Here is a 26,985-nt window from a genome sequence, read left to right as displayed (position 1 = left end):
GTTTAGCGGTGCTCGCCGCGGCTGTAAGCCACCACGGTGCGGCGGTTGGGCTCGGTGCCGATGGAGTAGGTGGTCACATCGGGGTACTCCTGCAGCGCGGTGTGGATCACATGGCGCTCGTAGGCGTTCATGGGCTCCAGGGTGACGTTGCGGCGGTACTTGACCACCTTGCCGGCCACCTTGTTGGCCAGGCGCACCAGGGACTCCTCCCGCTTGGCGCGGTAGTGCTCGGCGTCCACGTGGATGCGCACCCGCTTGGTCAGGCCCCGGTTCACCGCGTACACGGTGAGCTGCTGGATGGCGTCCAGAGTCTCGCCCCGGCGGCCGATGAGGGCGCCCAGGTGCTCGCCCACCAGCTCCACCTGGTAGCTGCCCCGCTCGTCCACGGTGATGCGGGGGGTAGCGGCGGCGCCCATGTGCTCCAGCAGGCCGGTGAGGAATTCGTTGATCCGGCCGACCACCGCGTCATCGGCGGCGGGGGCGGCGGCGGGAACAACCTCCGCCTCGGGCTCGTCGGGGACCTCGTAGGTCACCTTCACCTTGGCGGGGCAGCTGCCGATGCCCAGGAAGCCGGACTTGGCCCGCTCCAGGATCTCCACCGACACGTCGTCCCGGTCCAGGCCCAGCTGGATCAGCGCGGCCTCGATGGCGGCCTCCTCATTCTTTCCGGTGGTCTCGATCCATTTCAGCATGACTGATCACTCCTTCTCGCTCTCTTCCGGAGCGGCAGCCTCAGGCGCGGAAGTTTCCACAGTGGGCTCCGTCTCGGTGGAAACCGGCTGGACCTTGCCCTCCGGCTTCACAGTATCCTGGTTTTCCACCGGGGCACTGTCCGCGGTGGATTCTTTCTTCTTGCCGAAGAGGCCCTCCTTCTCCTTGGGCTGCTCCTCGGCCTTCTTGGCGTTGTCCCAATCCCGGTCGGGATCGTGGTAGGGGGTGGGGCCGTCGGGGCTGAAGCGGTTGGGGTCATAGGCGCGGCCGCGGGCGTAGGACCGCATGCCCACACCGCTGACCGCGATCACCGCGGAGTCGCCCTTGGAGTCCTTCTCCATGGCGCTGAGCAGCTCCTTCTTCTTCTTGCCCTTGGCGTTCTTCAGCTCTTCGGCCTTGCGGGCGCGCTCCTCGGCCAGCTGGCGCTTGCGCTCCTTTTCCTCTTCCTTCTCCTGCAGCTCCCGCTCGGCAGCCCGGGCGGCGGCCTCCTCATAGTCCTTCTTCAGCATCTTGCCGCTGATGAACTCGGTGCCCATGGAAAGGACGTTCTGGATGATCCAGTAGAGACACAGAGCGGCAGGCATGGTGAAGCCGATCCACAGGGAGATCAGGGGGGTGATGATGAGCATGCTGCGCATGGTGGCGTTGGTGTTCTCAGAGGCCTTCTGGTTCACCGCGTTGGTCTTCTGAGAGATCAGGGAGAAGATCACGCTGGAACCGGCGGAGATCACCGGCAGCAGGAACAGGGCGAAGCCGCCCTCGACGGTCCAGAAGGCCGCCTGGGGGATGCGGGAGAGGTCGAAGATGCCCAGGAAATCGAAGTTGATGGCGAACATCTTGGCCCCTTCGCCGGCCACGGCCTGGACGGCGGCCAGGTTGTCGTTGTTGATAAAGGAGGCCAGGTACAGCTGATTGTAGCCGTTATCCACGAAGGCGGCGCCCGCCTCCTTGATGAAGCCGGCGTCAAAGGCGGCCTGTCCCCAGTTCACCGCGTCGGCGATGGCGGGGAGGGCGTCCCGGCTCACGTTCATCAGATAGTAGAGGGGCTCGCGGATGATGGAGTACAGGGGGATCAGGATGAGCAGGGGCAGGAAGGACCAGAGGCAGCCGCTCATGGGGTTGATCTTCTCCCGCTCGTAGAGCTTCTGCACTTCCTGGTTGTAGCGCTCCTTGTCCTTGCCGTACTGCTTCTGGAGCTGCTGCATCTTGCCCGAGACCATGTTCATCTGGATCATGCCCTTCTTGCCCTTGAGCTGGAAGGGGAAGAGGATGGCCTTGACCACGATGGCGAACAGGATGAGGGCCAGGCCGTAGCTGCCCGTCAGGTTATAAAAGGCGTTGAGGATCCAGATAAAAGGGGTCAGTATGAGTTTGTAAAAATCCATTGACTTGCCTCCAAAGTGTTTCGTGTGAACTTACGCACGTTTCACGGGAAACACTTCAGGGCACAGGGTCATATTCAATGCTCTTCTGGCGGTGGAAGGGGTGACATTTCAGGATGCGGCGCAGGGCCAGCCAGCCGCCTTTCAGGGCTCCGTACTTCTCCACCGCCTCCAGCGCATAGGCCGAGCAGGTGGGGATGAAACGGCAGCAGGGAGGGAACGCGGGGGAGATATACCGCCGGTAAAAGCGGATGAGCCACAGCAGCAGCCCCTTCATCCCTGTTCCTCCAGCAGACCCAGCTTGGACAGGCATTTCAGAAGATTGCGCTCCAGCTCGCCGTAGCGCACAAAAGAGGCCCGCACCCGGGCCACCACAACGATGTCATAGCCCAAACGCAGCGCCCCTTCGTGGAGGCGGTAGGCCTCCCGGATGCGCCGGCGGGTCCGGTTGCGGATCACCGCCTTGCCCAGCTTGGTTCCCACCGTCAGGCCCAGGCGGTTGTGGTCCAGGCCGTTTTTCCGGCAATAGACCGCCACACAGGGCGAAACCGCCGACTTTCCCTTGCTGTAAAGCCGGCGGAACACGTGGTTTTGTTTGATGGAGACGGTATGCTTCACGGTGCCACTTCCTCGCTGTGCCCTTCCAGTTTGCCGTATGCTTCGCAGGGGCGGTGGGATGAACTCCCCCGCCCCTTCTTTATGACGCTATGCCCTTGTCTCCCGGAATGGGGGGCCGTCCGCTCTTAGTGAGAGAGACGGGCGCGGCCCTTGGCACGGCGGCGAGCCAGCACCTTGCGGCCATTGGCGGTCGCCATACGCTTGCGGAAGCCATGCACTTTGGAGCGCTGGCGCTTCTTGGGCTGATAGGTACGAACCATTTCCGGTACACCTCCTGTACAGATTCTGACAGGTTTTCACCTGCCCGCCACAACGGCCGGTGGACCGGCCGCGGTCGTCAAAAAAGGAAAATCGCTTTACACCCAACTGAGCATGGTGCAATCTGTATTATATCCTATGGTGAAAAGCTCTGTCAACCACATTTTTGCTCTTTTTTTCGCCATCCCGACGGGAAGTTTTCCACATCCGGCCCCATATCTTGTGGATATCCGCCACCGGCACACAAAGCAATTCTTTTTTATAATGTGTCCGGTGGAAAACTCGTTGCTTCGGCCGCGTTTCTTTGGTATAATACTATGTCAACATCTATTCTGGGAGCGTATGCCCGCTGGGCCTCGCGCTCCCGTTCTCAAGGGGTGGTCTCACACATGAACCTACCAGCCGACGTCTGGGCCAAAGTACTCTCCCTCATGGAGGCGGACATGACCGCCACCACCATCAATACCTGGTTCGACGACGCCGAGGCCGTCTCGCTGGACGCCAACCGCTTCGTCCTCCACACCCCCTCCAATTTCAAGCGGGACATCATCGTCTCCCGCTATGTGCCCGCCATCCAGAAGGCACTTTATGAGCTGTTTTCCGCCGAGTTCGACGTGCTGGTGCTGGGAGAAGGGGAGCTGCAGCAGTTCTCCGCCCCCGCCCGCCCCGTGGTGGACGGCTCCTTCCTGCCGGGCACCGAGGAGTACACCTTCGAGCGCTTCGTGGTGGGCTCCTCCAATAAATTTGCCCACGCCGCCGCCCTGGCCGTGGCCGAAAACCCCGCCCACTCCTATAACCCCCTGTTCATCTACGGCGAGTCGGGCCTGGGCAAGACCCACCTCCTCTACGCCATCGCCCACCGCATCCACTTCAACCATCCGGACTACCGGGTCATCTACCTGAAGGGCGACACCTTTACCAATGAGCTCATTCAGGCCATCCGGGAGGGCCGGAACGAGGAATTCCGGGAAAAATATCGCTCCGCCGACGTGTTCCTCATGGACGACGTGCAGTTCATCGCCGGGCGGGAGTCCACCCAGGAGGAAATGTTCCACACCTTCAACACCCTCTACGAGGCGGGCCGCCAGATCGTGTTCACCGCCGACCGCCCGCCGAAGGAGATGCTGCGGCTGGACGACCGGCTGCGCACCCGGTTCGAGTGGGGCCTCCCCGTGGACATCCAGCCCCCCGACTACGAGACCCGGGTGGCCATCATCAAAAACAAGGCCATCCGCCGGGGCATGAACCTGCCGGAGCCGGTGCTCCAGTACATCGCGGACAACATCACCTCCAACGTGCGCCAGATCGAGGGCACGGTCAATAAGATCCTGGCCTTCCAGGAGCTGATGGGGGAGAGCGTGGATGTGGACACCGTCATCCGCGCCGTCCAGGACATGTGCAAGGACAAGGCGGAATTTTTGCCCTCCCCGGACGTCATCATCGAAGAGGTGTGCAAATTCTATAACATCGACAACGACGCCCTCCGAGGGCAGGGCCGCACCAAGGACACCGCCCTGGCCCGGCAGATCGCCATGTACCAGATCCGCCGCATGACCAATCTGTCCCTGAAGGAGATCGGCAAGGAATTCGACAACCGGGACCATACCACCGTCATGCACTCCATCGACCGTGTGGAAAAACTGATGAAGACCAACCCCGAAATCTCGGAGATCATCAAGGACCTGAACGCCAACATCAACGCCCGCTACGACAACTAAGCCCCTCCTTCCACCAAAACCGCCCCGGCGGTGGAAGCAAATTTTGGCCCCGCGGCGCGCACTTCCACATTTCCACGGGATTTTGTGGGAAAGTGGAAAAGCGGCGGTGGAAAACTGCCCTTTTTGCCGCAGCCGCCGGAACCCCCGTGGAAAACCACGAAAAAAGTCCACAAGGGCTGTGGACGGGCAAATCCAGTCGCACCAACGGGTTTGTCCACTTTTCCACATTTTTTTCCCCTACGGCTACTGCTACGAACTTTTATCCTCTCCTCTTCTCCCGTCGGAGGCCTGGAGCATCATCACGGAGGCTATACTATGATCAAATTCTCCTGCGAAAAAGCCCTACTGCAAGCCGCCATTTCCACCACCTCTCGCGCAGTGTCTGTAAAGAGCTCCATTCCAGCTCTGGAAGGCATCCTGCTGGAAGCCGGCGACCAGCTGCGGCTCACCGGCTACAATCTGGAAACCGGCATCCGCACCACCATCCCCGCCGACATCCAGTCCACCGGTACCTTAGTGTTGGGCGCGCGGCTGTTCGGCGAAATCATCCGCAAGCTGCCCGACGACATCGTCATCTTCACCGCCGAACACTACATGGTCAACATCAAGTGCGGCATGAGCGAGTTCAACATCCTGGGCACCGACCCCGAGGAATTTCCAGAACTTCCCACCGTGGAATACCAGAATTCCTTCACGATTCAGCAAAATAAGCTGAAATCCATGATTTCTCAGACCATTTTCGCCGTCAGCGACAATGAGAGCCGTCCCATCCACACCGGCTCCCTCTTTGAAGTCACCAGTCAGGACCTCACTATGGTAGCGGTGGACGGCTACCGCCTGGCCCTGCGGCGGGAGGCCATCGAGCAGCAGGAGGGCAGCGAGACCTTCTCCTTCGTGGTCCCCGGCGCCGCCCTCTCGGAAGTGGAGAAGATCTGTGCGCCCACGGAGGACACTGCTTCGGTGACCCAGGGCGCCCGGCATGTCATGTTCAAGGTGGGCGACACCATCCTCATCTCCCGGCGGCTGGAGGGCGAGTTCCTCGCCTACCGCCAGGCCATTCCCCGCAACAATTCCATACAGGTTCTGGGAGATACCCACGCGCTCCTGTCCTCCATCGAGCGTGTGTCCCTCATCATCAGCGACAAACTGAAAAGCCCGCTTCACTGCGTTTTTGAGGATAATTTGCTGAAAATCAGCACGAAAACCGCCATTGGCGACGCTTATGACCAGTGCCCGGTGGAGGGCAGCGGCAACGGCCTGGAGATCGGCTTCAACAACCGCTATCTGATGGAGGCGCTGAAGGCCGCCCCCGCCGAGCGGGTGCGGCTGGAGCTGACCACCAGCGTGTCCCCCTGCGTCATCCTGCCCGCCGAGGGGGATGAAAACTTTCTGTATATGGTCCTCCCGGTCCGCCTGAAGGCCGGCGAGTGAGTGGAAGGCCGCGGGCATGCATAAGTATGCATCGCCCGCGGCGGAAAAGGAGCTTGCACATGCAAAACAAGGAGATCAAGATCAGCACCGAGTTCATCAAGCTGGAGGCATTTCTGAAGTTCGCCGGGGCGGTGTCCACCGGCGGCGAGGCCAAGAACCTCATCCAGGACAGCCTGGTGAAGGTCAACGGCGAGGTCTGCACCATGCGGGGCAAGAAGCTCCGCCCTGGCGACACCGTGGAGCTGGGCGGCCAGGGTCTGACGGTGGTATGAGGGTCGACTGGCTGGAGCTGGAGGGGTTTCGCAATTACGAGACCCTCCGGGCCGCCTTCGCCCCCGGGGTGAACGTGCTGTACGGGGAGAACGCCCAGGGCAAGACCAATCTGCTGGAGGCGGTGGGCTACCTGGCCGGCGCCCGGAGCCACCGGGCCCGGATGGACCGGGAGCTCATCGCCTTTGACCGGGACCGGGCCACCGTCCGGGCCGGGCTGGAGAGCCGGGGGCGGGAGTTCCAGGTGGAGGCCCAGCTTTTCCGGGGCCAGCGGCGGCGGCTCACCTCCAACGGGGTGCGCCTGAAAACCGCCGGGGAGCTGAACCAGATCCTGCGCACCGTCCTCTTCTGCCCGGAAGATCTGATGCTCATCCGGGCGGGGAGCGGGGAGCGGCGGCGCTTTCTGGACGACTCCCTGTGCCAATTAAAACCCCGGTACGCAGCCGCCCTCCAGGAGTACCACCGGCTCTACGAGCACAAGCGGCGCATTTTACGGGACTGGGAGGACAAGCCCTCCCTGCTGGAGCTGCTGCCCGACTTCAACGACCGGATGGCCCGCTGCGGGGCCATCCTCATCCACTACCGGGCCTTCTATATTGAGAAGCTGGCCCGGCGGGCCGCGGCCATCCACGCCGACTTCTCCGGCGGGCGGGAGGAGATGGGGCTTTCTTACCAGACCGTGAGCAACATCTCAGACCCCCGGAAGCCCAGCCAGGAGCTCTATCCCCTCCTGCTGGAGCACCAGGAGGCCCACCGCCGGGCCGAGCTGGAGAGCCGCCAGTGCCTCTCGGGGCCCCACAAGGACGACCTCATCGTCACCATCGACGGTCGGGGGGCCAAGCAGTTCGCCTCCCAGGGCCAGACCCGCACGGCGGCCCTGTCTCTGAAACTGGCCGAGCGGGAGCTCCACTATGACGATCTGGGGGAGTGGCCGGTGCTGCTGCTGGACGACGTGCTCTCCGAGCTGGACAAGCGCCGGCGGGACTTTGTGCTGCGGCGCATCAACGGCGGCCAGGTGTTCATCACCTGCTGCCAGGAGGACGGGCTGGACGGTCTGGGGGAGGGGAGCACCTTCCATATCCGGGCCGGAAAGCTGGTGGAATCACGATGATCCTGTTGTTTCTGGCGCTCATCCCCGTGGGGCTGGGGGCGGCGCTGCAATATCTGGTCTGCCGCCTCACCATGCGCCGGACCGGGCCCCACTGGAAGCTCCTGCGGCTGCTGCGGGCCCTGCCCGCCGTGCTGACCCTCGCCCTCTGCGCGGGCGTGGTCTGGAACCGCCTGCGGCTCTGGCAGAGCGAGACGGTGTCCCCCCTGACGCAGCTGCTCTTCATTCCCGGCGTGCCGGGGGCGTGCGTGCTGCTGGGCCTTGCCCTGGGGGGCTGGCTCTTCCGGCGGCGCTGGGCGCCCCGGGTCTTTCGGGAGAAGTAGGAGGAATGCCATGTATCTGCACTTAGGCCAGTCGGTGGTGGTGCCCTTCCGGGACGTCATCGGCATCTTTGATCTGGACAACACCACCTCCTCCCACCGCACCCGGGCCTTTCTGGAGCGGGCCGAGCGGGAGGGGGAGCTGGTGGACGTGTCCATGGACGTGCCCAAGTCCTTCGTGCTCTGCCAGTCGGAGCTGGGGACCATGGTGTATCTGTCCCAGCTCTCCCCGGCCACCCTGCTGCGCCGGGCGGAGAACAACCAGTTTGAATAGAGGAACACACGCGGCTGCGTGTGGCGCGTGGGAACGGACAAGGACCCGCACCCAGGCGCCAGACGCAGCGCGAATCGGAACATGCGGAGGTAGTTATGTCTGACTTGCATGAAGAGAATGAACTGAGATCCACGCAGGTGGAACACGAGTACACCGGCTCGGAGATCCAGGTCCTGGAGGGCCTGGAGGCGGTGCGCAAGCGCCCCGGCATGTATATCGGCTCCACCAGCGAATCGGGCCTGCACCACCTGGTCTATGAGATCGTGGACAACGCCATCGACGAGGCGCTGGCGGGCTATTGTACCGACATCACCGTCACCATCAACCCGGGCAACACCATCACCGTCACCGACAACGGCCGTGGTATCCCCGTGGACATCCAGCCCCAGACCGGACGGCCCGCCCTGGAGGTGGTGTATACCATCCTGCACGCCGGCGGTAAGTTCGGCGGCGGCGGCTACAAGGTCTCCGGCGGCCTCCACGGCGTGGGCGCCAGCGTCGTGAACGCCCTCTCCGAGTGGCTGGAGGTCCAGGTCCACAAGAACGGCAAGATCTATGAGATGAAGTTCGCCCGGGGCCACATCACCCAGGAAATGACCATCATCGGCGAGACCCCCTGCACCGGCACCACCGTCACCTTCAAACCCGACCCCGAGATGTTCGACACCCTGGAGTTCAACTACGACACCCTCCACACCCGCATGCGGGAGGAGGCCTTCCTGAACGCCGGCCTTCGCATCCGCACTGTGGACCTGCGCCCCGGCCAGGAGCAGGAGCACGACATGTGCTACGAGGGCGGCATCCGGGAGTTCGTGGAGTTTATCAACAAGAACAAGACCCCCCTCCACGACGGGGTCATCTACATGTCCGGCAGCCGGGAGGACTCCATGGCCGAGGTGGCCATGCAGTACAACGACGGCTACCAGGAGGTCATGGTCTCCTTCGCCAACAACGTGCACACCCCCGAGGGCGGCATGCACGAGGAGGGCTTCCGCCGGGCCCTCACGAATACCCTCAACGCCTACGGCAAGAAGATCGGCCTTCTGAAGAACGACGACAAGGTCTCCGGCGAGGACTGCCGGGAGGGCCTGACCTGCGTCATTTCGGTGAAGCTGACCGAGGCCCAGTTCGAGGGCCAGACCAAGGCCAAGCTGGGCAACGCCGAGATCCGCACCATGGTCAACGCCATGGTCTCCGACAAGCTGGAGGAGTTCCTGGAGGAAAACCCCGCCGTGGGCCGCGCCATCGTGGAGAAGGCCATGACCGCCTCCCGCGCCCGGGAGGCCGCCCGCCGCGCCCGCGAGAACATCCGCCGGAAAAACGCCCTGGATGGCGCCACCCTCCCCGGAAAGCTGGCCGACTGCTACGAGCGGGACGCCGCCCTCACCGAAATTTACATCGTCGAGGGCGATTCCGCCGGCGGCTCTGCCAAGCAGGGCCGTGACTCCCGCTTCCAGGCCATCCTCCCCCTGTGGGGCAAGATGCTCAACGTGGAGAAGGCCCGGGCCGACAAGGTCTACGGCAACGACAAGCTCACCCCTGTCATCACCGCCCTGGGCGCCGGCATCGGGGACGACTTCGACCTGGAGAAGCTGCGCTACCATAAAGTGATTATCATGGCCGATGCCGATGTGGACGGCGCCCATATCCGCACCCTGCTGCTGACCTTCTTCTTCCGCTTCATGCGGCCCCTCATCGAGAAGGGGTATGTCTACGCCGCCGTGCCGCCTCTCTTTAAGCTTACCCGGGGCAAGCAGGTGCGCCTGGCCTTTGACGAGAAGGAGCGCGACGCCATCTCCGCCGAGCTGCGGGGCGACAACCCCAACGCCAAGGTGGACATCTCCCGCTTCAAGGGCCTGGGCGAGATGGACCCCCACGAGCTGTGGGAGACCACCATGGACCCCCGTACCCGCACCCTCAAGCGCATCACCATGGCCGACGCGGTGAAGGCCGACGAGATCTTCACCCTCCTCATGGGCGAGAAGGTGGAGCCCCGTCGGGAGTATATCGAGCAGAACGCCGGCCGGGCCATGAATCTGGACTACTAAGGAGGGAATGGAAATGGCAAAGAATGAGAAGGAAGTGCAGGACATTTCCTTTCCCGATCAGAAGATCGTGGAGATCAATCTGGAGCATGAGATGCAGGACGCGTACATCGAGTACGCCATGTCGGTCATCGTGGGCCGCGCCCTGCCCGACGTGCGGGACGGTTTAAAGCCGGTCCACCGCCGCATCCTCTACTCCATGTACGAGAGCGGCCTCACCAGCGACAAGCCCTTCAAGAAGTCGGCCACCTGCGTGGGCGACGTGCTGGGTAAGTACCACCCCCACGGCGACCAGTCCGTCTACGACGCCCTGGTCCGCCTGGCCCAGGACTTCTCCATGCGCTACCCGCTGGTGGACGGCCACGGCAACTTCGGCTCGGTGGACGGCGATCCCCCGGCCGCCTACCGTTACACCGAGGCCCGCATGGCCAAGATCGCCAACGAGATGCTGCGGGACATCGAGAAGAACACCGTGGACTGGGACCCCAACTTCGACGAGTCCATGCAGGAGCCCCGGGTGCTCCCCTCCCGGTTCCCCAACCTCCTGGTCAACGGCTCCTCCGGCATCGCCGTGGGCATGACCACCAACATCCCGCCCCACAACCTGCGGGAGGTCATTGACGCCACCATCTGCGTGCTGGACAACCCCGAGGCCGACCTGGACGACCTGATGGAGCACATCAAGGGCCCCGATTTCCCCACCAAGGGCATCATCATGGGCCGCTCCGGCATCCGGGCCGCCTACGCCACCGGCAAGGGCCACATCCGGGTCCGCGCCCGCACCGAGTTTGAGGAGTTCGGCAACAACCGCACCCGCATCATCGTGACGGAGCTGCCCTACCAGGTCAACAAGTCCCGCCTGGTGGAGAACATCGCCGAGCAGGTCCACGACAAGCGCCTGGAGGGCATCTCCGGCCTGCGGGACGAGTCCGACGGTAAGAAGGGCATGCGCATCGTCATCGAGCTGAAGAAGGACGCCAACCCCCAGGTGGTGCTGAACCGGCTCTTTGCCCAGACCCAGATGCAGACCACCTTCGGCATCGTCATGCTGGCGCTGGTCAACAACCAGAAGCAGCCCAAGATCCTCTCCCTGCGGCAGATCCTGGACGAGTATATCGCCTTCCAGGAGGAGGTCCTGACCCGCCGGACCATCTTCGACCGCAAGAAGGCCGAGGAGCGCGCCCATCTGCTGAAGGGCCTGCTGATCGCCCAGGATAACATCGACGAGGTCATCCGCATCATCCGCTCCCGGTACGACGACGCCAAGGAGAAGCTGATGGAGCGCTTCGGTCTGGACGAGGTCCAGTCCCAGGCCATCCTGGACATGCAGCTCAAGCGCCTCCAGGGCCTGGAGAAGGAGAAGCTGGAAAACGAGTACGCCGAGCTCATGAAGAAGATCGAGTACTACAACGAGCTCCTCTCCAACGAGGCCATGCTCCGGGGCGTCCTCAAGGACGAGCTCACCGAGATCCGGGACAAGTACGGCGACGACCGCAAGACCGAGATCGGCTTTGTGGAGGACGACCTGGACATCGAGGACCTCATCGAGGAGGAGGAGTGCGTCTTTACCCTCACCGCCGGCGGCTATATCAAGCGCCTGCCCGCCTCCACCTACCGGGCCCAGCGCCGGGGCGGCAAGGGCATCACCGCCATGGCCACCAAGGAGGAGGACTACGTGGAGACGGTGTTCACCGCGTCCACCCATGACTTCATCCTCTTCTTCACCAACAAGGGCCGGGTCCACCGGAAGAAGGGCTATCAGATCCCCGAGGCCGGGCGTACCGCCAAGGGCACCAATATCGTCAACGTCCTGCCCGTGGAGAGCGACGAGAAGGTCACCGCCATGATCCACCTGCGGGAGTTCCCTGAGGACCGCTACCTGGTCATGGTCACCCGCAACGGTACCGTGAAGCGTATCCAGCTCTCCTCCATCAACACCGCCCGCAAGGCCGGTATCCGCTGCATCACCCTGGACGAGGGCGACGAGCTCATCGCCGTCCGGGAGACCGACGGCGAGCAGGCCATCCTCATCGTCACCCACGAGGGCATGGCCATCTGCTTCAAGGAGACCGACGTGCGCTGCATGGGCCGCGACGCCTACGGCGTGCGGGGCATCAAGCTGCGGGACGGCGACTACGTGGTGGGCGCCGCCCGGGCCAAGCGGGAGCACCAGGTGCTCATGATCACCGAGAACGGCTACGGCAAGCGCACCGACATGGACGAGTATATCCGCGCCGACGGCCCCCAGAACCGGGGCGGCTATGGCCTGAAGGGCTACCAGGTCACCGACAAGACCGGCCCCGTGGCCGGCGTGAAGGTGGTCAACGACGACGACGACATCCTCATCATCTCCGACGACGGTATCATCATCCGCACCCACGCCGCCGGCATCAACATCTACTCCCGCACCGCCCAGGGCGTGAAGGTCATGAACCTGAGCGAGGGCGTGAAGGTCATCTCCATCGCCCGCACCGACCACGAGGAGGAAGAGGAGGCCGTGGAGAACGCCGCCGAGACTCCCGCTGTGGAGGGCGAGAGCGCCGCTGAGGCCAACGAGGCCGCCCCGGAGCAGGGTGAGTAAGGGCCGATGAAAGAGGTCACCATCTACACCGACGGGGCCTGCTCGGGCAACCCCGGCCCCGGCGGCTGGGGGGCCATCCTCCAGTACGGGCCCCACAAAAAGGAGCTCTCCGGCGGCGAGGCCCACACCACCAACAACCGCATGGAGCTCACCGGGGTCATCACCGCGCTGAAGGCGCTCAAGGAGCCCTGTGTGGTGGAGCTGTACTCCGACTCCAAGTATGTCATTGACGCCCTCCAGAAGGGCTGGGCCAAGGGCTGGCGGGCCCGGGGCTGGATCAAGTCCGACAAAAAGCCCGCCCTCAACCCGGATCTGTGGGAGGTGCTGCTGGACCTGTGCGAGTATCACACGGTCCACCTCCACTGGGTCAAGGGCCACGCCGACAACCCGTATAACAACCGCTGCGACGAGCTGGCCGTGGCGGAGAGTAAGAAGTTCCGGTAAGTCCGGCAACATCAGGAGCGAAAGTCCAGAGGGGGGATACCCCTCTGGACCCTCCAAAAACGTACCACGGCAGAAAATAGGGCGGCCCCCAGCGGGCCGCCTGTTTCTTTACGGTGAGATCTCGGGAATGGGAGCGTGATAAGATGGATGGGAAAGAGAAAAAAAACTTGAAGCTGGGCGAACTCCGCCCCGACCCCGACGGACGGGTGGTCATCCCGGAGGGGGTGACGGAGCTGGAACCGATGGCCTTTGCCCTGCAAGGCTTTCTGACTCAGGTCGATTTTCCGCAAAGCCTGCGGAAAATTGGAGAAAAAGCCTTTGTCTGCTGTACAGAGCTGACTCATTTGGAGTTTCCGCACGGCCTGAGGGAGATCGGTCCGGATGCCTTCCAGTGCTGCTTTCGCCTGACCGAGGTCCACATCCCGGCAAGCGTGGAGAAAATCGGACGGGATGCCTTTGGAAGCTGCGGCAGATTGATTCGGGTGCAACATCCGGAGGAATCAGAGGCCACAGAAGAGGCGGTTGAGGGCGACACGGCTCTGACCATCCACGCCCCGGCGGGCTCCTGTGCCCAGCGGTGGGCGGAAAAACATGGGATCCCCTTTGAAGCGGAAGAAGAGAAGGAGAACCGGCCCTGTCTCACCACACCGGAGCCGGAGGAGGACCACGTGCTGGTCATCCCGGAAGGGGTGCTGGAGGTGGAGGAGATGGCCTTTGCCGAGCGCACCGACCTGACCGGCGTGGTCTTTCCCAACAGCCTGCGGAAGATCGGCCGTGGAGCGTTCTATGGCTGCATGGGCCTGACCCAGGTATCCCTGCCCCAGGGCGTGACCCAGGTGGGGGACTCCGCCTTTGCCGCCTGTACCGGGCTGACCGGCGTGACCCTGCCGGAGAGCCTGCGGGAGCTGGGCAGCGGGGCCTTGGCCAACTGCACCAGCCTTACCCGCATCGCCCTGCCGGAGGGACTGGAGCAGCTGGGCGCCTTTGCCTTCCTGGGCTGCGCCGCCCTGCGGGAAGTTACCCTGCCGGAAGGGCTGCGGGAGATCCGGGAGGAGACCTTTTCGGGCTGCGTGTCCCTCCGGCGGTTCCACCTTCCGGCGCTCCTGCGGGACATCGGCAAGCGGGCTTTTGAAAACTGCGCGGCCCTGACGGTGGCGGATTTTCCCGCGGGGCTGGAGCGGGTGGGGGCCCACGCCTTTCGGGGCTGTACCGGCCTGCTGGCGGCCTCCCTGCCGGCGGGGCTCACCGAGCTGGGGGACTGGGCCTTTTTCGGCTGTACCGGGTTGAGCGCCCTGCGCCTGCCGGATGGGCTCACCGAGCTGGGCGAGGAGGTCTTTCACGGCTGCACCGGCCTGATGGAGGTGCGCTTCCCGGCGGGACTGAAGGTCATCCGGGAGTACGCCTTGGAGGGCTGCACCGACCTGCGCTCGGTGGAGCTCCCGGAGGGGCTCACCGAGCTGCGGAGTTTTGCCTTTTCCGGCTGTACCGGCCTGCGGGAGGTGACCCTCCCCGGGAGCGTGGAGCGCATCGCCCCGTCGGCCTTCCTGAAGTGTGAGCAGGTCACCCTCCGCGCCCCGGCGGGGTCTTACGCACAGACCTTCGCGGAGCAGGAGGGCCTGGCCTTCCGCTCCCTGTAAAAAAAGAGCAGACCGACCTGGTCTGCTCTTTTTTTCTGAACGTGAAGAAAAATCCCCCGCCCCAATCGTATTGCAGGTGAAAGCGCTTTGAAACCAGAGCAAAGGAAGTGAGCAACACGGGAGCCACATGGAGCCGCGCGGAGGCTGAGCGGCTGGTCAACACCTATTCCGACCTCATCCTCCGCCTGAGTTATACCTATCTGAAAAGCACCGAGGACGCCAAGGACATCTGCCAGACGGTCTTTCTGAAGCTGCTGGAGAAGCCCCGGCAGTTTGACTCCCCGGAGCACGAGCGGGCCTTTCTCATCCGCTCGGCCATCAACACCTGCAAGGACGTGCTGAAAAGTCACTGGCACAGGACCACCGTGGACCTGGACGCGGCGGGACAGGTGCCCGCCCCCCAGGCCGAGGAGGGGAGCCTACTGGCGGCGATGGAGCTGCTGCCGCCCAAGTACCGCACCGTCCTCTATCTCTACTACTACGAGGGCTACAACGCCCGGGAGATCGCCGAACTACTGGGCGAGCGTCCCGCCACCGTGTCCACCCGGCTGAGCCGGGGCCGTGCCCAACTGCGTACACTGCTGGAAAGTGAGGGATTTGTATGTTGAAATCCTACCGTGAGTCCATGAATGACCTGCGTTTTACCCGGGAAGAGAAGAACTCCATGGTGGACGGCCTGATGGCGGCCATGGAATCCCCCAAGCCGAAGCACAAGGTCCTTCCCCTGCGCCGTATGGTGGCGGTGGGGGCCGCGGCGGCGCTGGTGCTGGCCCTGGGGGTGGGCGCGGCGGCCACCGGCGTTCTGAAGAGCGCGGGCGAGGCCTTTGCCGGGGTGTTCGGCGGCGCCCCCGCCCAGACTGAGATCATCGACCGCATCGGCTACCCCGTGGGGGCCTCCGACACCGTGGACGGCATCACCATCACCGCTGATGCCATCCTGGGCGACACGTACAGCTACGCCATCGTCTACACCATCGCCCGCACGGACGGGGAGCCTCTGGCCGAGGGCATCGCCCCCAATGAGCTGGGCTATCTCCCCATGACCTTTGAGGAGGCCGACTCGGATGTGGGCCACATGGGCGGAATGCACGGCACCTCCTACTTCTACGACGCCGACCCCGCCGACAACGCCGTGCAGTATGTGGAGCTGCGCACCGCTGACGGCCCCCTCCAGCCCGGCACCGCCAAGGTCACGCTGCAGGGTCTGTGTGTGTTCCCGGACGGCGACTACTCCAACAAGCAGACCCTGGTGTCCGGCAAGTGGAGCTTCAAGTTCCAGTTCGCCTTTGAAGATTCCAGCATCCAGCTCCCGGCGGGCCAGACCGTCAATTTGGACGGTGTGGAGGCCACGCTGGACCGGGTGGAGCTCTCCCCGCTGTCCTTCCTGGTGGAGTATACCGTCCCCGACACCAGAGCCAGCGACGAGGTCTGGAGCAACGACCATTTCCAAACTGTGCCCATTTCCCTCACCATGAAGGACGGCAGCACGGTGGATCTCTCCAACGCCGGCGGCTCGGTACGCCCCCAGGACCAGGTGATCGTGTGCCAGAGAAGCGACATTTTCGAAGCCATCCTCTCGCTGGATGAGGTGGCGAGCATCACCATCGGGGACCTCACCCTCCCCGTGAACCCGTAACACAAAAAGCCCCCGCCGGGACGAACCTCGTCCCGGCGGGGGCTCTTTTTCCATCAACCCCGGAGCACCAGCCCTAAAAAGCGGGCGAGCTCCGCGGCCTGCCAGCGGTCCACGATGGCCCCCCGCAGCTCGGGGGCGCCGTCCGAGAGGACCAGCCCGTCCAGACGGCAGGAGGTGAGGTCGATCCCGTTCAGCGGGGTGCGGAAGAGCTGGGCGGCGGTGAGATCGCAGTCGGAAAAGGCCACGTCCTTGAGCTGCCCGGCGGTGAGGGTACAGCGGCTCAGGTCGCACCCCTTCCAAAGGGTTTGCCGGGCCCGCAGGGCGGCGAAGCCGGACCCGGCCAGACGGCAGCCGGTGAAGGACACCGCGCGGAGGGAGGAACGGGCGAACTGGGCCCCCAGGGCCCGGCAATCCTCCAGGGCACAGCGGTACCAGCCGCACTCCTCCCAGCGGGAGCCTGACAGATCACAGCCGGTGAAACGCACATCGGTGAGGTCCGCGCCGGTGAAGTCGCACTCCAGCAGGGTGCAGCCCTTGAGCCACAGCCCGGAGAGGGTGGCCCCCCGGGCGTCCAGCCCCGAAAGGTCGCACCCCTCCCAGCAGCCGCTGAGGACTTCTTCCCGGTCCAGAAGCCGCTCCAGTGCCTGAGGCTCCTGTTCCCAGGTCTGGGCCGGGATGTGGGGCGGTTCCAACTTCATCGGTTCGCCTTCTTTCGACGGTGCCGGAGCACCAGCACCACCACCACGGCGGCGATCACCAGTACCGGAACGGCCAGGAACTGGAAGAAGGCCAGGGTGTAGGTGGTGATGCCCAGAGCGGAGGTAATGCGGTCAGAGAGGGAGAGCTCCGGCGCGGAGTAGAGGGTGAAGGACAGGTCCTCCGCCGGGAGCCCCTCGCTGTGGGCGGCGTAGGAGCCGTCGGGTTGTTCCTCCAGAGGAAGGGAGGAGGAAATCACATAGGGATAGCCGCTCTCCGCGGCGTCTACGGTGAGGTCCAGGGTGCCGAAGGAGGCCCAGTGCTGGGCGGGGGAGAGGAGATAGGTGAAGGTGTGCTGCCAGTCGGCCGTGCCCTCCCGGACGCCGTCACTGCGGGTGTTGTAGGCCACCGCTACCTCCACCGTCTCATGGGCGGGGAAGGCCACCGTGTAGAGGAACTGGAGGGGGATGTCGGAGTAGTCATAGTTCTCCGGCCAGTCGGCCATGACCACCGGGAGATTGGCCCATTCCTTCTCCAGCTGGTGGTATTTGTAGGCCGTGAGAGCGTCCAGATGGTCGGTATAGCGGCCCTCATAGCGCTTATCCAGATAGGCGCGGAAGTGCTGGGCAAAGGGCAGTTCTTCCGTCTCCACGGTGTACTCACCGGTGACGGTGTAGTCCAGGTTTCCGTCCAGGGCATACACCCACACGGTGGCCCCGGTGCTGGTGCCCAGGGTGGAGGTGCCGTCCACCTCGCCGGAATAGGAACGGATGCCGTCATAGGTCACCCACAGGAACCCGGTGGGAGAGAGCAGCGTCAGGTCGTTGTCGGCATCCTCCGGCGGCTCGGCCAGAGTGAAGGTGTAGAGGGTACCGGTCTGGTTGGGGTCAAAGGTTTCGGGGACATAGTCGGGGGAGACGCCGTCCCACACCAGCTGGAAGGGGATCTGTTTGCCGTCCGCGGTGACAGACACGGCGTCGGGGTCGAAGTCGTGGATGGATTCCTCCAGGGAGAAGGCCATCTGGACCGGCTGAGCCTCCGCTGTGGGGTTCTCCATCTGGTAAATGGCCTCCACACGGGCGTGCAGGGAGTAGTGGATATTCTCGGTGATGCGGAAGGACAGGTCCTCGTGGGTGACGGAGATGGGGCAGTTTTCCTCCACCGCCAGTACCTCCGAGCCGGGGGAGCCGTCCCAGCGGGTGGGGGCGGAGTTGGCGCTGGCCGGCTGGAGCAGAGCCGGCAGCAGGGCGGACAGGGTGAGCAGGCAAGAGACAGCGCGTTTCATGGGTACCTCCTTTCCCGGTGGGGGTGGTTTGTTGAGGAATCTCGGACGAAGCAGGCCGGGACAATCAGGAAAACCGGGAGACCACCCAGAGCAGGACGAGCAGGCAGGCCGCGACCAGTGAGACAATATCGGCCACTTTGTTCTTTTTTTTCTTACTGGCGCGGTATTGTTCCTCCGCCAGAATGAGCAGGCAGAGTATGGCTACCACGGTCTGAAAGGGGTCAAAGGTGTGGGTCACCACTTGGTAAATCAGCATGAGCGCCACCAGCACAACGAACAGCAGAACGGTAATCCAGCCTCGCTTCACAGAGATCCCACCTTTCCTCTGGTTCTGTTTAGATGATACCATGAAAGGGGCAAAAAGGTCACCACAAAAGGGTGACAAAGTAAAAAAGGCAGCCTGAAGGCTGCCGAAGGGGTATGCCCTCGCCGGGCGGGCGTCCTGCGCGGACAGCGCCCCATTTCTTTTCGCGAAAAGAAATGGGGGAAAGAAAAGGCGGAGAGGGGAACTTCTCGTTCCCCTCTCCACTCCCCTCCAAGTGGGCGGCCTTCGGCCACCTGTCTTATGCCAGGGTACAACGCTTTCCGGATAGGCGGAAAGCCCGGAATTGGCCACGCCGCACTTTGGAAATACCGCCGCAGAAGAATGAAAGCCGGGGAGCGTTTTGGGGGAGTCCAGAGGGGGGTATCCCCCCTCTGGGCTTTCTTTCCTACCGCTTTCTTTGCAAAGAAAGCGGTGCTCCCGCCGAGCAGGCGGCCTGTGCGGCGAGCACAAAAAGTCTTAGTAAGCGATATGCTCGGCAATATAGGCCTTGACCTGGTCGATGGGGATGCGGACCTGCTCCATGGTGTCGCGGTCGCGGATGGTGACGCAGTGGTCGGCCTCCTCGGTGTCGCTGCCCACGGTCTGGAAGTCCACGGTGATGCAGTAGGGGGTGCCGATCTCGTCCTGGCGGCGGTAGCGCTTGCCGATGGAGCCGGCCTCGTCGTAGTCCACCATGAAGTCCTTGGAGAGCTCCTCCACCAGCTTCTGGGCGGGCTCGGAGAGCTTCTTGGACAGGGGCAGCACGGCGCACTTGAAGGGAGCCAGAGCGGGGTGCAGGCGCAGCACGGTGCGGACATCGTTCTTCTCGGCGTCCACGACCTCCTCGTCGTAGGCGTCCACCAGGAAGGCCAGGGTCACGCGGTCGGCGCCCAGGGAGGGCTCGATGACGAAGGGGATATAGTGCTCGTTCTTCTCCTGGTCAAAGTAGGTCATGTCCTTGCCGGAGGTGGTCTGGTGGGCATTCAGGTCGAAATTGGTCCGGGAAGCCACGCCCCACAGCTCGCCCCAGCCGAAGGGGAACACAAACTCGAAGTCGGTGGTGGCGTTGGAGTAGTGGGAGAGCTCCTCGGGGTCGTGGTCGCGCAGGCGGAGGTTCTCCTCCTTCATGCCCAGGCCCAGCAGCCACTGCTTGCAGAAGTCCTTCCAGTAGGCGAACCAATCCAGCTCGGTGCCGGGCTGGCAGAAGAACTCCAGCTCCATCTGCTCGAACTCGCGGGTACGGAAGGTGAAGTTGCCCGGGGTGATCTCGTTGCGGAAGGACTTACCCACCTGGCACACGCCGAAGGGCAGCTTCCGACGGGTGGTCCGCTGCACGTTCTGGAAGTTGACGAAAATGCCCTGGGCAGTCTCGGGACGCAGATACACGGTGTTTTTGGCGTCCTCGGTGACGCCCTGGAAGGTCTTGAACATCAGGTTGAACTGACGGATGTCGGTCCAGTTGTGGGCGCCGCAGGAGGGGCAGGCGATCTGGTGCTCTTCCACGAAGGCCTTCATCTCGGCCTGGCTCATGGCGTCCACGCTGTGGCCCAGGTCGAAGTTGTTCTCCTTGCACCAGTCCTCGATGACCTTGTCGGCGCGGAAGCGCTCCTTACACTCCTTACAGTCCATCAGAGGATCGGAGAAGCCGCCCACGTGGCCGGAGGCCACCCACACCTGGGGATTCATCAGGATGGCGGCGTCCAGGCCCACATTGTACTTGTTCTCCTGGACGAACTTCTTCCACCAGGCCTTCTTGACGTTGTTCTTCAGCTCCACGCCCAGAGGGCCGTAATCCCAGGTGTTGGCCAGGCCGCCGTAGATCTCACTGCCAGCGAAGATGAAGCCGCGGCCTTTGCACAGGGCAACGATCTGTTCCATGGTCTTGTCGGTGTTTTTCATTCTGATCAAACTCCTTCGCTTGATTTTTTACGGGGCAGGGGGGTGGAATCCACAGATGAAAAAACGCCCTGAGCCGCAATGGCTCAGGGCGAACAAAGTCCGTGTTTCCACCTGAATTCGAAGCGCCGGGGCGCTCCGCTCTCAAACCCGGTAACGGCGGGGACCGGTGGGGCATTGCCTCCCCACGGCTCGCGGGCGCCTTCCGCACGGCCCTTCGGAAGCCTCGCACCAGACGGCTTCTCTCTCAGGCCGGGACCATGCGTACTCCTCCCGGTCAATACCTTTGGCTGATTTGTACCGTATTCTATCACCTTTTCCCCCGCCCGTCAAGGCAAAAAGACGAACCCTTTCTATTTTTCCCAAAAGCGGCAGGATGCGACAAGGGTTTCAGCTTAACAGCATCTCCGCGTCCTCCAGGGTGAGGGAGGGCTGGAGGGCCAGGTCGATGGCGTAGCCCACCACCTTGGAGAGGTCCGCCACTCGCTGGTCGATGTCCCGGGGGGTGACCACCACGTCGGCTCCCGCGCCGCGGAGGACGGCGGGGTCGGGGGTCTCGCCGTCCCCGCCCAGCAGGTCCAGGGCCAGGGTGGCCCCGTCCACCACGGTGGGCACCCCCACGGCGATGACCGGCACCCCCAGAGTATGCCGGTCCAGGGCTTTTCGGTGATTGCCCACGCCGGAGCCGGGGACGATGCCGGTGTCGGAGAGCTGGACGGTGGTACACACCCGGCTCAGACTGCGGGAGGCCAGGGCATCCACGGCGATGATGGCGGCGGGATTCAGCCGCCCGGCCACCGCCTGGGCCAGCTCCCCGCTCTCCATGCCGGTGGTGCCCAGCACCCCCGCCGCCAGCGCCGCCACCGGGCGGAGGTGCCCGAAGTGCTCCGGCACCTGCTCCACCAGATGGCGGGTGACCAGGGTGTGGTCGGTGGTTGTTGGGCCCACCGCGTCGGGGGTGATGGCCCGATTGCCCAGCCCCACCACCAGCACCGGCGCGTCAGGAGGGAGGTCCTTCAAGAGGGCGGAGAGCTCCCCGGCCACCGCCTCTACCGAGCGGGAAAAGGCACCATCCGCCCGGTTTTTGAGGTCGGTGAGGTCTAACGTGACATAGTGCCCCACCGGCTTGCCGAGGGCACGGGCCCCCGCCTCGTCCAGAATGTCCACCCGGGTCACCGGACAGCCGTTTTTCTCCTCCTCCCGGGCTTTTACCCCCGGCAGAGCGGTCTCCGCACCGGCGGATTCCTTCCAGAGGGCGTGGGCCTCGTCGGCCAGATCGGTCCTGCGCATCAGTTTCATAGACGGCCTCCCATCCTCTCCGCGCCCGAAAACCTGCCGCAGCAGGGAGGGGCGGAGAAAAAATTCCACAAAATCAAAAATAACAGTTGCATTTTTCCCACTTCACTGCTAAAATATAAAAATGCATGGGTGACCGTGCAAATCGTCATCGGAGGAGGTGTTTGGTTTGCCGAATATTAAGTCTGCTAAGAAGCGTGTCCTGGTCAACAAGAACAAGGCCATGCAGAACAAGATTGCGAAGTCCGCGCTGAAGACCGACATCAAGAAGTTTGAGGCCGCGGTGGTCGAAGGCAACCGCAGCGAGGCCGATCGCGCTTACAAGGTGGCCGTCAAGGCTGTCGATAAGGCTGTGGGTCATGGTCTGCTGCATCGCAACAATGCTGCTCGCAAGAAGAGCGCTATGACCGTGAAGCTGAACAAGCTGGCCTGATTTTTAGGATATGGTCAAAGAGAAGAACCGCCTGCATTGCAGGCGGTTTTTTACGTATCGGCGGAACTTTGCCGGGATGATTCGGGAGAGACAGCGGGAGCTGTCCCTCTTTTTTGATTGCCTTCGTCCCCAAAATGGGGGATAATAGAACAATCAAAGGGAGAAGGGAGAGAGAAGATGAAGCGGTTCCTACTCTGGCCGCCGGTGCGGTTCGTGGCCGACCTGGTGGAGATCTACTTCGAAAAGCGGGTGTCCCGCTCCGCCGCCGAGCTGGCCTATTTCCTCATCCTCAGCTTCTTCCCCCTCCTCATCTGCGTCAACTACTTCATCGGTCAGCTGGACCTGGACCCCAACACCCTGGTGGACGCGGTGTCTCCGGTGTTCCCCCGGGAGAGCCTGGGCATCCTCACCGACTACCTGAACTACATCGGCCACAATCAGTCCAGAGCCCTGCTCATCGGCGGCCTGGGCATGACGGTGTACTCCGCGTCGGCGGCCTTCCGGGCGCTGATGAACATCATGGAGGACATCTATGACCGGAAGAGCTACCGGGGCGTGCGGCAGATCCTGGCCAGCGTCATTTTCTCCGTTTTGCTGCTGCTGACCATCTACCTCTCCATGGTGGTGGTCCTCACCGGCGAGTGGCTGATGACCGTGGCGTCCCGGTTCCGCTGGATGGCGGTGCTGGAGCTTTTGCTGAACTGGCAGTGGATGCGCTTTTTTACCCTGTTCAGCCTGGTGCTCCTCTTCATCCTGCTGGTCTACCGCATGGCCGCCCCCCGGGGCAAGCCCCGCCCGCCGGTGTTCAGCGGGGCCCTGCTGGCCTCGGCGGCTCTGGTGGGGGCCTCGGCCCTCTTCTCCTGGTTCATCGGCATGTCCTCCCGGTACTCCCTAGTGTACGGGTCCCTGGCCTCGGTCATCATTCTGCTGGTGTGGCTCTACCTGTGCGGCAACATCATCATCCTGGGCAATGTCTTTAACTGCGTGTGGTACACCCGGAAGAAGCGCCGCTACCTCCAGCGGATGAAGTGGGAGCGGGAGTAGCGGTCAGCCGTCCACCTTCTTGATGGGGCGGCAGGGGTTGCCCACCGCCACCACACCGTCGGGGATGTCGTGGACCACCACGCTGCCCGCGCCGATGACCACATTATTGCCGATGGTCACGCCGGGCAGCACCACCACGTTGCCGCCGAACCACACATCATTACCCACGGTGATGGGCTTGGCGTACTCCAGGGCGGCATTGCGGGTGGGGGCGTCCAAAGGGTGTCCGGCGGCGTAGAAGCCGCAGTTGGGGGCGATGAACACGTGGTCGCCAAAGGTCACCGGGGCGCAGTCCAGGATGACCAGGTTGTGATTGGCATAGAAATCCTCGCCCACGGTGATGTTGGTCCCGTAGTCGCACCAGAAGGTGGGCTCGATATGGAAGCGCTCTCCGGTCTTGCCTAAAATCTGGCGCAGGAGGGCGGTGCGTGCCTCTTTCTGGTCGGGGGGGAGCTGGTTGAGGGCGTGGCACAGCCGCTTACAGTGCGCCCGCCGCTCCGGCAGGTCCTCCAGCTCGGCGTTGTAGAGCTGGCCGGACACCATCTTATCCCATTCAGACATGTAAATACCTCCTTGTTCAAAAAACGTCCCGCCGGAATTCCGGCGGGACGTTTCGTTTACTCCGATTTGGGGGCGGCGGGGGCTCCGCCCTCCCCCTTGGGCTTGCCGCGGTAGCGGCGATAGCGGCGGCGGGGCCGCTTCTCGCCCTCCCCCTCGCCGCTCTGGGCTTGCTGGCCCTGGGGCTGAGGCGCGGGGGCGCCCTCCTTGGCCGGAGCGGCCTGGGGGGCCTTCTCCGGGCGGGGCTTGGGCGGCCGGGGCGGCCGGTCCTTGGCCCTCTCGCTCTTGCGGGGGGCGGGAGCCTTGGGCTGGGCCTCGGCGGCATTGTCGCCGCCGGCGGGGGCCGCAGGTGCGCCTCCCTCACCGGAGCTCTTCCGGCTCCGGGAGCGGCGGCGGCGGGAGCGGCGCTCCCCCTCACCCTCGCTCGGGGCGGAGTGGCCCTCCTCGGCCAGGGTCAGGTTGGCCAGGGCGGCGGAGAGCCGGTCCTCCTCGGTCTCCACAGGGGCCACCTCCCGGCGCAGCTTGGCCAGCTCCTCCGGGGGAGGGGGCGTATAGTCCTCGGGGCGCTTGCCCTTGCCGTTGCGCACCACGCGGATCTCGCAGTTCTGGTAGCACTTGGGGGTCTCCGGCTGGTCGTCCAGGCGCACGGTGACCATCTCCCGCAGGAGGTTCACCTGGGAGATGTTGCCCACGCCGTCGGGGGTCTCCACGAAGGAGTCGTTCTTGGGCATGCGCTTCACCGCGTCCTCATAGGCCTCCTGCTCGTACTTGAGGCAGCACATCAGCCGCCCGCAGGTGCCGGAGATCTTGGTGGGGTTAAGGGACAGGTTCTGGGTCTTGGCCATCTTGATGGACACGGGCTGGAACTCGTCCATGAAGCGGGAGCAGCAGAAGGGCATACCGCAGATGCCCAGGCCGCCCAGCATCTTGGCCTCGTCCCGGACGCCGATCTGCCGCAGCTCGATACGGGTGTGGAACACGCCGGCCAGATCCTTCACCAGGGCGCGGAAGTCCACCCGGCCGTCGGAGGTGAAGAAGAAGAGGATCTTGTTGCCGTCGAAGTTGTACTCCACCTCCACCAGCTTCATGTCCAGGCCGTGCTCCAGGATCTTCTCCTGGCAGATGCGGAAAGCCCGGGCCTCCTTCTCGTGGTTGCGGCGGACAGTCTCCAGGTCCTTCTCGGTGGCGATGCGCACCAGGGGGCGCAGGGGCTGCACCACCGCGTCGTCCTCCACCATGGTATTGGCCTGGACACATTCGCCGTACTCCACGCCCCGGGAGGTCTCAATGATGACCCCCTGGCCCACCTGGACGGCGGTACCCTGGGGGTCGAAGTAGTATTCTTTGCCTCCGCTCTTGAAGCGAACGCCGATGATCTCGGTCATAGGGGATTACCTCATCTTGTCTTGTGGGTTTTGGGGTTCCCTCCCGGCCCGGGGGCGGAGAGGTCGGCCAGCGCGGCGCAGAGCCAACCGGCCAGATGCCCGCCGCCGATATAGAAGCCGCAGGCCTCCCGCAGGCGGCGGAAGAGGTCCATGGCCTGCAAAAGGGCGGCGGGGGAGAGGGCGGCGGCCAGACGGTGGGCCTCCTCCCGGCGCTGGGGGTCGGAGTCGTCGTCCACGCCGGAGGCGCACACCAGCGCGTCCCGGCACAGCAGGGCGCACTCGTCCATCAGGGCGGCCAGCGCGTCCCGATCCCAGGTTTTTTTATCGTTTTCCAGGGCCACGCAGGCCTCAAAGAGGGCCAGCTCGTCCCGCCGGGCCACCGCGTCCAGCAGGGAGAGGGCGGTGTTGCGGCGGGGGTCCTCCCCACCGGAGGTGCCCTCCAGCTCGGCCACGGCGCGGCCCAGCAGCCCCTCGCAGCGGCGAGCGGCCTGGCGCACCCGGGCGCCGTCCTGGTCGGGGTAGCGCTCCAGCAGGTACGCCTCCGCCTCCGCCGGTGTGACGGGGGAGAGGGTGAGCACCTCGCAGCGGGAGCGCACCGTGGGCAGGAGCGCCGCGGCGTTATCGGTCAGGAAGAGGAAGGCGGCGTAGGGCGGCCCCTCCTCCAGCAGCTTGAGCAGCGCGTTCTGGGCGCTGTCGTTCAGGTTCTGGGCCTCCTCCAGGAGGTAGACCTTGCGCCCGGCCTCGTTGGGCCGGATGTACGCGTCGGCGCGGAGGGCGCGGATCTGGGCCACGTTGATGTCCCGCTCTCCGTCCCACACCCGCACCACGTCGGGGTGGATGCCGCCAAAGACCTTCCGGCAGCCGGAGCAGCGGCCGCAGGGCAGGTCGCCCGCCCGGGCGGAGCAGACCAGGGCGGCGGACAGCACCCGGGCTAGGGTGTGCTTGCCCACGCCGGGAGGCCCGGCCAGGATGTAGGCATGGCCCAGGCCGCGGCGCTGGACCTCCTGGTCCAGCTGCCGCTTCAGCGGGGCGTTCCCCGCCAGGGCACGCAGGTCCATCACACGCGCTCGAAGCGCTCGATGTCCACCACGAAGATGGTGGCGCCGCCCACGATGACCTCCACGGGCATGGAGGGATAGTAGCCGTAGCTCATCTCAGTGGTGGTGGGGATCATCTGCTTGCGGGAGTGGGACTGCTCTTTGATGATGTCGATGACGGTCTGGACCTTCTCCTCGTCCACGCCCACCAGGATGGTCACGTTACCGGCCATCAGGAAGCCGCCGGTGGTGGCCAGCTTGGTGGAAGAGAAGCCGTTCTTGGTGAGGGATTGGGTCACCGCGTTGGCGTCGTCGTGGTTGATGATCGCAAGAATCAGTTTCATTGTAAAATCCCTCCTCAGAGTGATACACGATGTGAGAATGACACAACACACGTTGAAAGGCAGACAACTTCCATGCCTTTCTCCATATTATAACCTATTTGTTTCAAATATGCGATAGTTTTTTTCGTCACGCGCTCTCCCGGGGCGATGACGGGCACGCCGGGGGGATAGGGGGCCACCTGGGCGGCGGCCACGCGGCCCTCGGCCCGGCCCACCGGGAGGGTCTCCACGGCGGCGAAGCGGGCGGTGCGGGGGGAACATGCCTGCTCCGGCC

General features: G+C 64.0%; 29 protein-coding genes. 14 read left to right on the top strand and 15 right to left on the bottom strand.

The window, feature by feature from the left end:
* Nucleotides 1-2: 2 nt before the first annotated feature.
* From jag to rpmH, 5 genes are all read right to left on the bottom strand, one after another.
* Nucleotides 3-692 (bottom strand): RNA-binding cell elongation regulator Jag/EloR, encoded by a 690-nt coding sequence (jag, locus tag B5G43_RS11655; RefSeq protein ID WP_087261562.1) that lies wholly within the window; start codon nucleotides 690-692, stop codon nucleotides 3-5.
* Between the two features lie 6 nt (nucleotides 693-698).
* Nucleotides 699-2,096, bottom strand: coding sequence for a YidC/Oxa1 family membrane protein insertase (locus tag B5G43_RS11650; protein WP_087261560.1), 1,398 nt, complete (start codon nucleotides 2,094-2,096; stop codon nucleotides 699-701).
* Nucleotides 2,097-2,151: 55 nt separating this feature from the next.
* Nucleotides 2,152-2,370, bottom strand: a complete 219-nt coding sequence (yidD, locus tag B5G43_RS11645; RefSeq protein ID WP_087261558.1) for a membrane protein insertion efficiency factor YidD — start codon at nucleotides 2,368-2,370, stop codon at nucleotides 2,152-2,154.
* Complete coding sequence (gene rnpA, locus B5G43_RS11640) at nucleotides 2,367-2,711, bottom strand: ribonuclease P protein component (RefSeq protein WP_087261556.1); 345 nt, start codon at nucleotides 2,709-2,711, stop codon at nucleotides 2,367-2,369. The genes yidD and rnpA overlap by 4 nt, the downstream gene beginning before the upstream one ends.
* Before the next feature lie 125 nt (nucleotides 2,712-2,836).
* Nucleotides 2,837-2,971: a 50S ribosomal protein L34 gene (gene rpmH, locus B5G43_RS11635; RefSeq protein WP_087261554.1), complete on the bottom strand. Its 135-nt coding sequence runs from the start codon at nucleotides 2,969-2,971 to the stop codon at nucleotides 2,837-2,839.
* A 387-nt stretch (nucleotides 2,972-3,358) separates the two neighbouring features.
* On the opposite strand from rpmH, the gene dnaA reads away from it, so the two are divergent.
* The 12 genes from dnaA (at nucleotide 3,359) to B5G43_RS11575 (ending at nucleotide 16,433) form a co-directional block, all read left to right on the top strand.
* The gene (gene dnaA, locus B5G43_RS11630; protein WP_087261552.1) at nucleotides 3,359-4,687 is read left to right on the top strand and encodes a chromosomal replication initiator protein DnaA; all 1,329 of its coding nucleotides are present in this window, start codon (nucleotides 3,359-3,361) and stop codon (nucleotides 4,685-4,687) included.
* Nucleotides 4,688-5,005: 318 nt separating this feature from the next.
* Complete coding sequence (gene dnaN, locus B5G43_RS11625; protein ID WP_087261610.1) at nucleotides 5,006-6,118, top strand: DNA polymerase III subunit beta; 1,113 nt, start codon at nucleotides 5,006-5,008, stop codon at nucleotides 6,116-6,118.
* 59 nt (nucleotides 6,119-6,177) lie between these two features.
* Nucleotides 6,178-6,390, top strand: a complete 213-nt coding sequence (locus B5G43_RS11620; RefSeq protein WP_087261550.1) for an RNA-binding S4 domain-containing protein — start codon at nucleotides 6,178-6,180, stop codon at nucleotides 6,388-6,390.
* Nucleotides 6,387-7,499 (top strand): DNA replication/repair protein RecF, encoded by a 1,113-nt coding sequence (recF, locus tag B5G43_RS11615; RefSeq protein ID WP_087261548.1) that lies wholly within the window; start codon nucleotides 6,387-6,389, stop codon nucleotides 7,497-7,499. The genes B5G43_RS11620 and recF overlap by 4 nt, the downstream gene beginning before the upstream one ends.
* Nucleotides 7,496-7,819, top strand: coding sequence for a hypothetical protein (locus B5G43_RS11610; protein ID WP_087261546.1), 324 nt, complete (start codon nucleotides 7,496-7,498; stop codon nucleotides 7,817-7,819). Before recF ends, B5G43_RS11610 begins: the two co-directional genes overlap by 4 nt.
* 10 nt (nucleotides 7,820-7,829) lie before the next feature.
* Nucleotides 7,830-8,090, top strand: coding sequence for an extracellular matrix/biofilm biosynthesis regulator RemA family protein (locus B5G43_RS11605; RefSeq protein WP_087261544.1), 261 nt, complete (start codon nucleotides 7,830-7,832; stop codon nucleotides 8,088-8,090).
* A gap of 95 nt (nucleotides 8,091-8,185) precedes the next feature.
* Nucleotides 8,186-10,138 (top strand): DNA topoisomerase (ATP-hydrolyzing) subunit B, encoded by a 1,953-nt coding sequence (gene gyrB / locus B5G43_RS11600; RefSeq protein ID WP_206405026.1) that lies wholly within the window; start codon nucleotides 8,186-8,188, stop codon nucleotides 10,136-10,138.
* A gap of 13 nt (nucleotides 10,139-10,151) precedes the next feature.
* Nucleotides 10,152-12,716, top strand: a complete 2,565-nt coding sequence (gene gyrA / locus B5G43_RS11595; RefSeq protein ID WP_087261542.1) for a DNA gyrase subunit A — start codon at nucleotides 10,152-10,154, stop codon at nucleotides 12,714-12,716.
* Between the two features lie 6 nt (nucleotides 12,717-12,722).
* The gene (rnhA, locus tag B5G43_RS11590) at nucleotides 12,723-13,160 is read left to right on the top strand and encodes a ribonuclease HI (protein WP_087261540.1); all 438 of its coding nucleotides are present in this window, start codon (nucleotides 12,723-12,725) and stop codon (nucleotides 13,158-13,160) included.
* A gap of 167 nt (nucleotides 13,161-13,327) precedes the next feature.
* The gene (locus B5G43_RS11585) at nucleotides 13,328-14,797 is read left to right on the top strand and encodes a leucine-rich repeat domain-containing protein (protein ID WP_158097421.1); all 1,470 of its coding nucleotides are present in this window, start codon (nucleotides 13,328-13,330) and stop codon (nucleotides 14,795-14,797) included.
* Between the two features lie 107 nt (nucleotides 14,798-14,904).
* Nucleotides 14,905-15,405, top strand: coding sequence for a sigma-70 family RNA polymerase sigma factor (locus B5G43_RS11580; protein ID WP_087261536.1), 501 nt, complete (start codon nucleotides 14,905-14,907; stop codon nucleotides 15,403-15,405).
* Nucleotides 15,399-16,433 (top strand): DUF4179 domain-containing protein, encoded by a 1,035-nt coding sequence (locus B5G43_RS11575; protein ID WP_087261534.1) that lies wholly within the window; start codon nucleotides 15,399-15,401, stop codon nucleotides 16,431-16,433. The genes B5G43_RS11580 and B5G43_RS11575 overlap by 7 nt, the downstream gene beginning before the upstream one ends.
* Before the next feature lie 53 nt (nucleotides 16,434-16,486).
* On the opposite strand, the gene B5G43_RS11570 is transcribed toward B5G43_RS11575, so the two are convergent.
* The 5 genes from B5G43_RS11570 to gpr form a co-directional block, all read right to left on the bottom strand.
* Entirely contained in the window at nucleotides 16,487-17,131 is a 645-nt protein-coding gene (locus tag B5G43_RS11570) for a pentapeptide repeat-containing protein (RefSeq protein ID WP_087261532.1), read from the bottom strand.
* Complete coding sequence (locus B5G43_RS11565; RefSeq protein WP_087261530.1) at nucleotides 17,128-18,414, bottom strand: hypothetical protein; 1,287 nt, start codon at nucleotides 18,412-18,414, stop codon at nucleotides 17,128-17,130. The genes B5G43_RS11570 and B5G43_RS11565 overlap by 4 nt, the downstream gene beginning before the upstream one ends.
* A gap of 64 nt (nucleotides 18,415-18,478) precedes the next feature.
* A complete protein-coding gene (locus B5G43_RS11560) occupies nucleotides 18,479-18,721 on the bottom strand; it encodes a hypothetical protein (protein WP_087261528.1) in 243 nt (80 codons plus the stop codon).
* 474 nt (nucleotides 18,722-19,195) lie between these two features.
* Nucleotides 19,196-20,617, bottom strand: coding sequence for a glycine--tRNA ligase (locus B5G43_RS11555; RefSeq protein WP_087261527.1), 1,422 nt, complete (start codon nucleotides 20,615-20,617; stop codon nucleotides 19,196-19,198).
* A 387-nt stretch (nucleotides 20,618-21,004) separates the two neighbouring features.
* The gene (gpr, locus tag B5G43_RS11550) at nucleotides 21,005-21,913 is read right to left on the bottom strand and encodes a GPR endopeptidase (protein ID WP_087261525.1); all 909 of its coding nucleotides are present in this window, start codon (nucleotides 21,911-21,913) and stop codon (nucleotides 21,005-21,007) included.
* Nucleotides 21,914-22,079: 166 nt separating this feature from the next.
* Here gpr and rpsT point away from each other — a divergent pair, with 166 nt between their 5' ends.
* Nucleotides 22,080-22,343, top strand: a complete 264-nt coding sequence (rpsT, locus tag B5G43_RS11545; RefSeq protein WP_164488740.1) for a 30S ribosomal protein S20 — start codon at nucleotides 22,080-22,082, stop codon at nucleotides 22,341-22,343.
* A 177-nt stretch (nucleotides 22,344-22,520) separates the two neighbouring features.
* On the top strand, nucleotides 22,521-23,387 hold the full coding sequence (locus B5G43_RS11540; RefSeq protein WP_087261522.1) for a YihY/virulence factor BrkB family protein: 867 nt from the start codon (nucleotides 22,521-22,523) through the stop codon (nucleotides 23,385-23,387).
* Between the two features lie 3 nt (nucleotides 23,388-23,390).
* On the opposite strand, the gene B5G43_RS11535 is transcribed toward B5G43_RS11540, so the two are convergent.
* Genes B5G43_RS11535 through B5G43_RS17825 form a run of 5 tightly spaced genes read right to left on the bottom strand, consistent with a single transcriptional unit; the run spans nucleotide 23,391 to nucleotide 26,941 of the window.
* Nucleotides 23,391-23,948 (bottom strand): sugar O-acetyltransferase, encoded by a 558-nt coding sequence (locus tag B5G43_RS11535; RefSeq protein ID WP_087261520.1) that lies wholly within the window; start codon nucleotides 23,946-23,948, stop codon nucleotides 23,391-23,393.
* Between the two features lie 56 nt (nucleotides 23,949-24,004).
* A complete protein-coding gene (locus B5G43_RS18140; RefSeq protein WP_087261518.1) occupies nucleotides 24,005-25,330 on the bottom strand; it encodes a stage 0 sporulation family protein in 1,326 nt (441 codons plus the stop codon).
* Between the two features lie 11 nt (nucleotides 25,331-25,341).
* Nucleotides 25,342-26,388 carry a DNA polymerase III subunit gene (locus B5G43_RS11525; protein WP_087261516.1) on the bottom strand — a complete coding sequence of 349 codons (1,047 nt, stop codon included), beginning with the start codon at nucleotides 26,386-26,388 and terminating at the stop codon, nucleotides 25,342-25,344.
* The gene (locus B5G43_RS11520) at nucleotides 26,388-26,711 is read right to left on the bottom strand and encodes a cyclic-di-AMP receptor (RefSeq protein WP_087261514.1); all 324 of its coding nucleotides are present in this window, start codon (nucleotides 26,709-26,711) and stop codon (nucleotides 26,388-26,390) included. Before B5G43_RS11520 ends, B5G43_RS11525 begins: the two co-directional genes overlap by 1 nt.
* 14 nt (nucleotides 26,712-26,725) lie before the next feature.
* Nucleotides 26,726-26,941, bottom strand: coding sequence for a hypothetical protein (locus tag B5G43_RS17825; protein ID WP_087261606.1), 216 nt, complete (start codon nucleotides 26,939-26,941; stop codon nucleotides 26,726-26,728).
* Between the last annotated feature and the right edge of the window lie 44 nt (nucleotides 26,942-26,985).

This window comes from Flavonifractor sp. An92, from assembly GCF_002159175.1.
GTDB lineage: Bacteria > Bacillota > Clostridia > Oscillospirales > Oscillospiraceae > Pseudoflavonifractor_A.
Note: the sequence above shows the minus strand (reverse complement) of the source record. Positions and strands in the feature narration are given on the sequence as shown.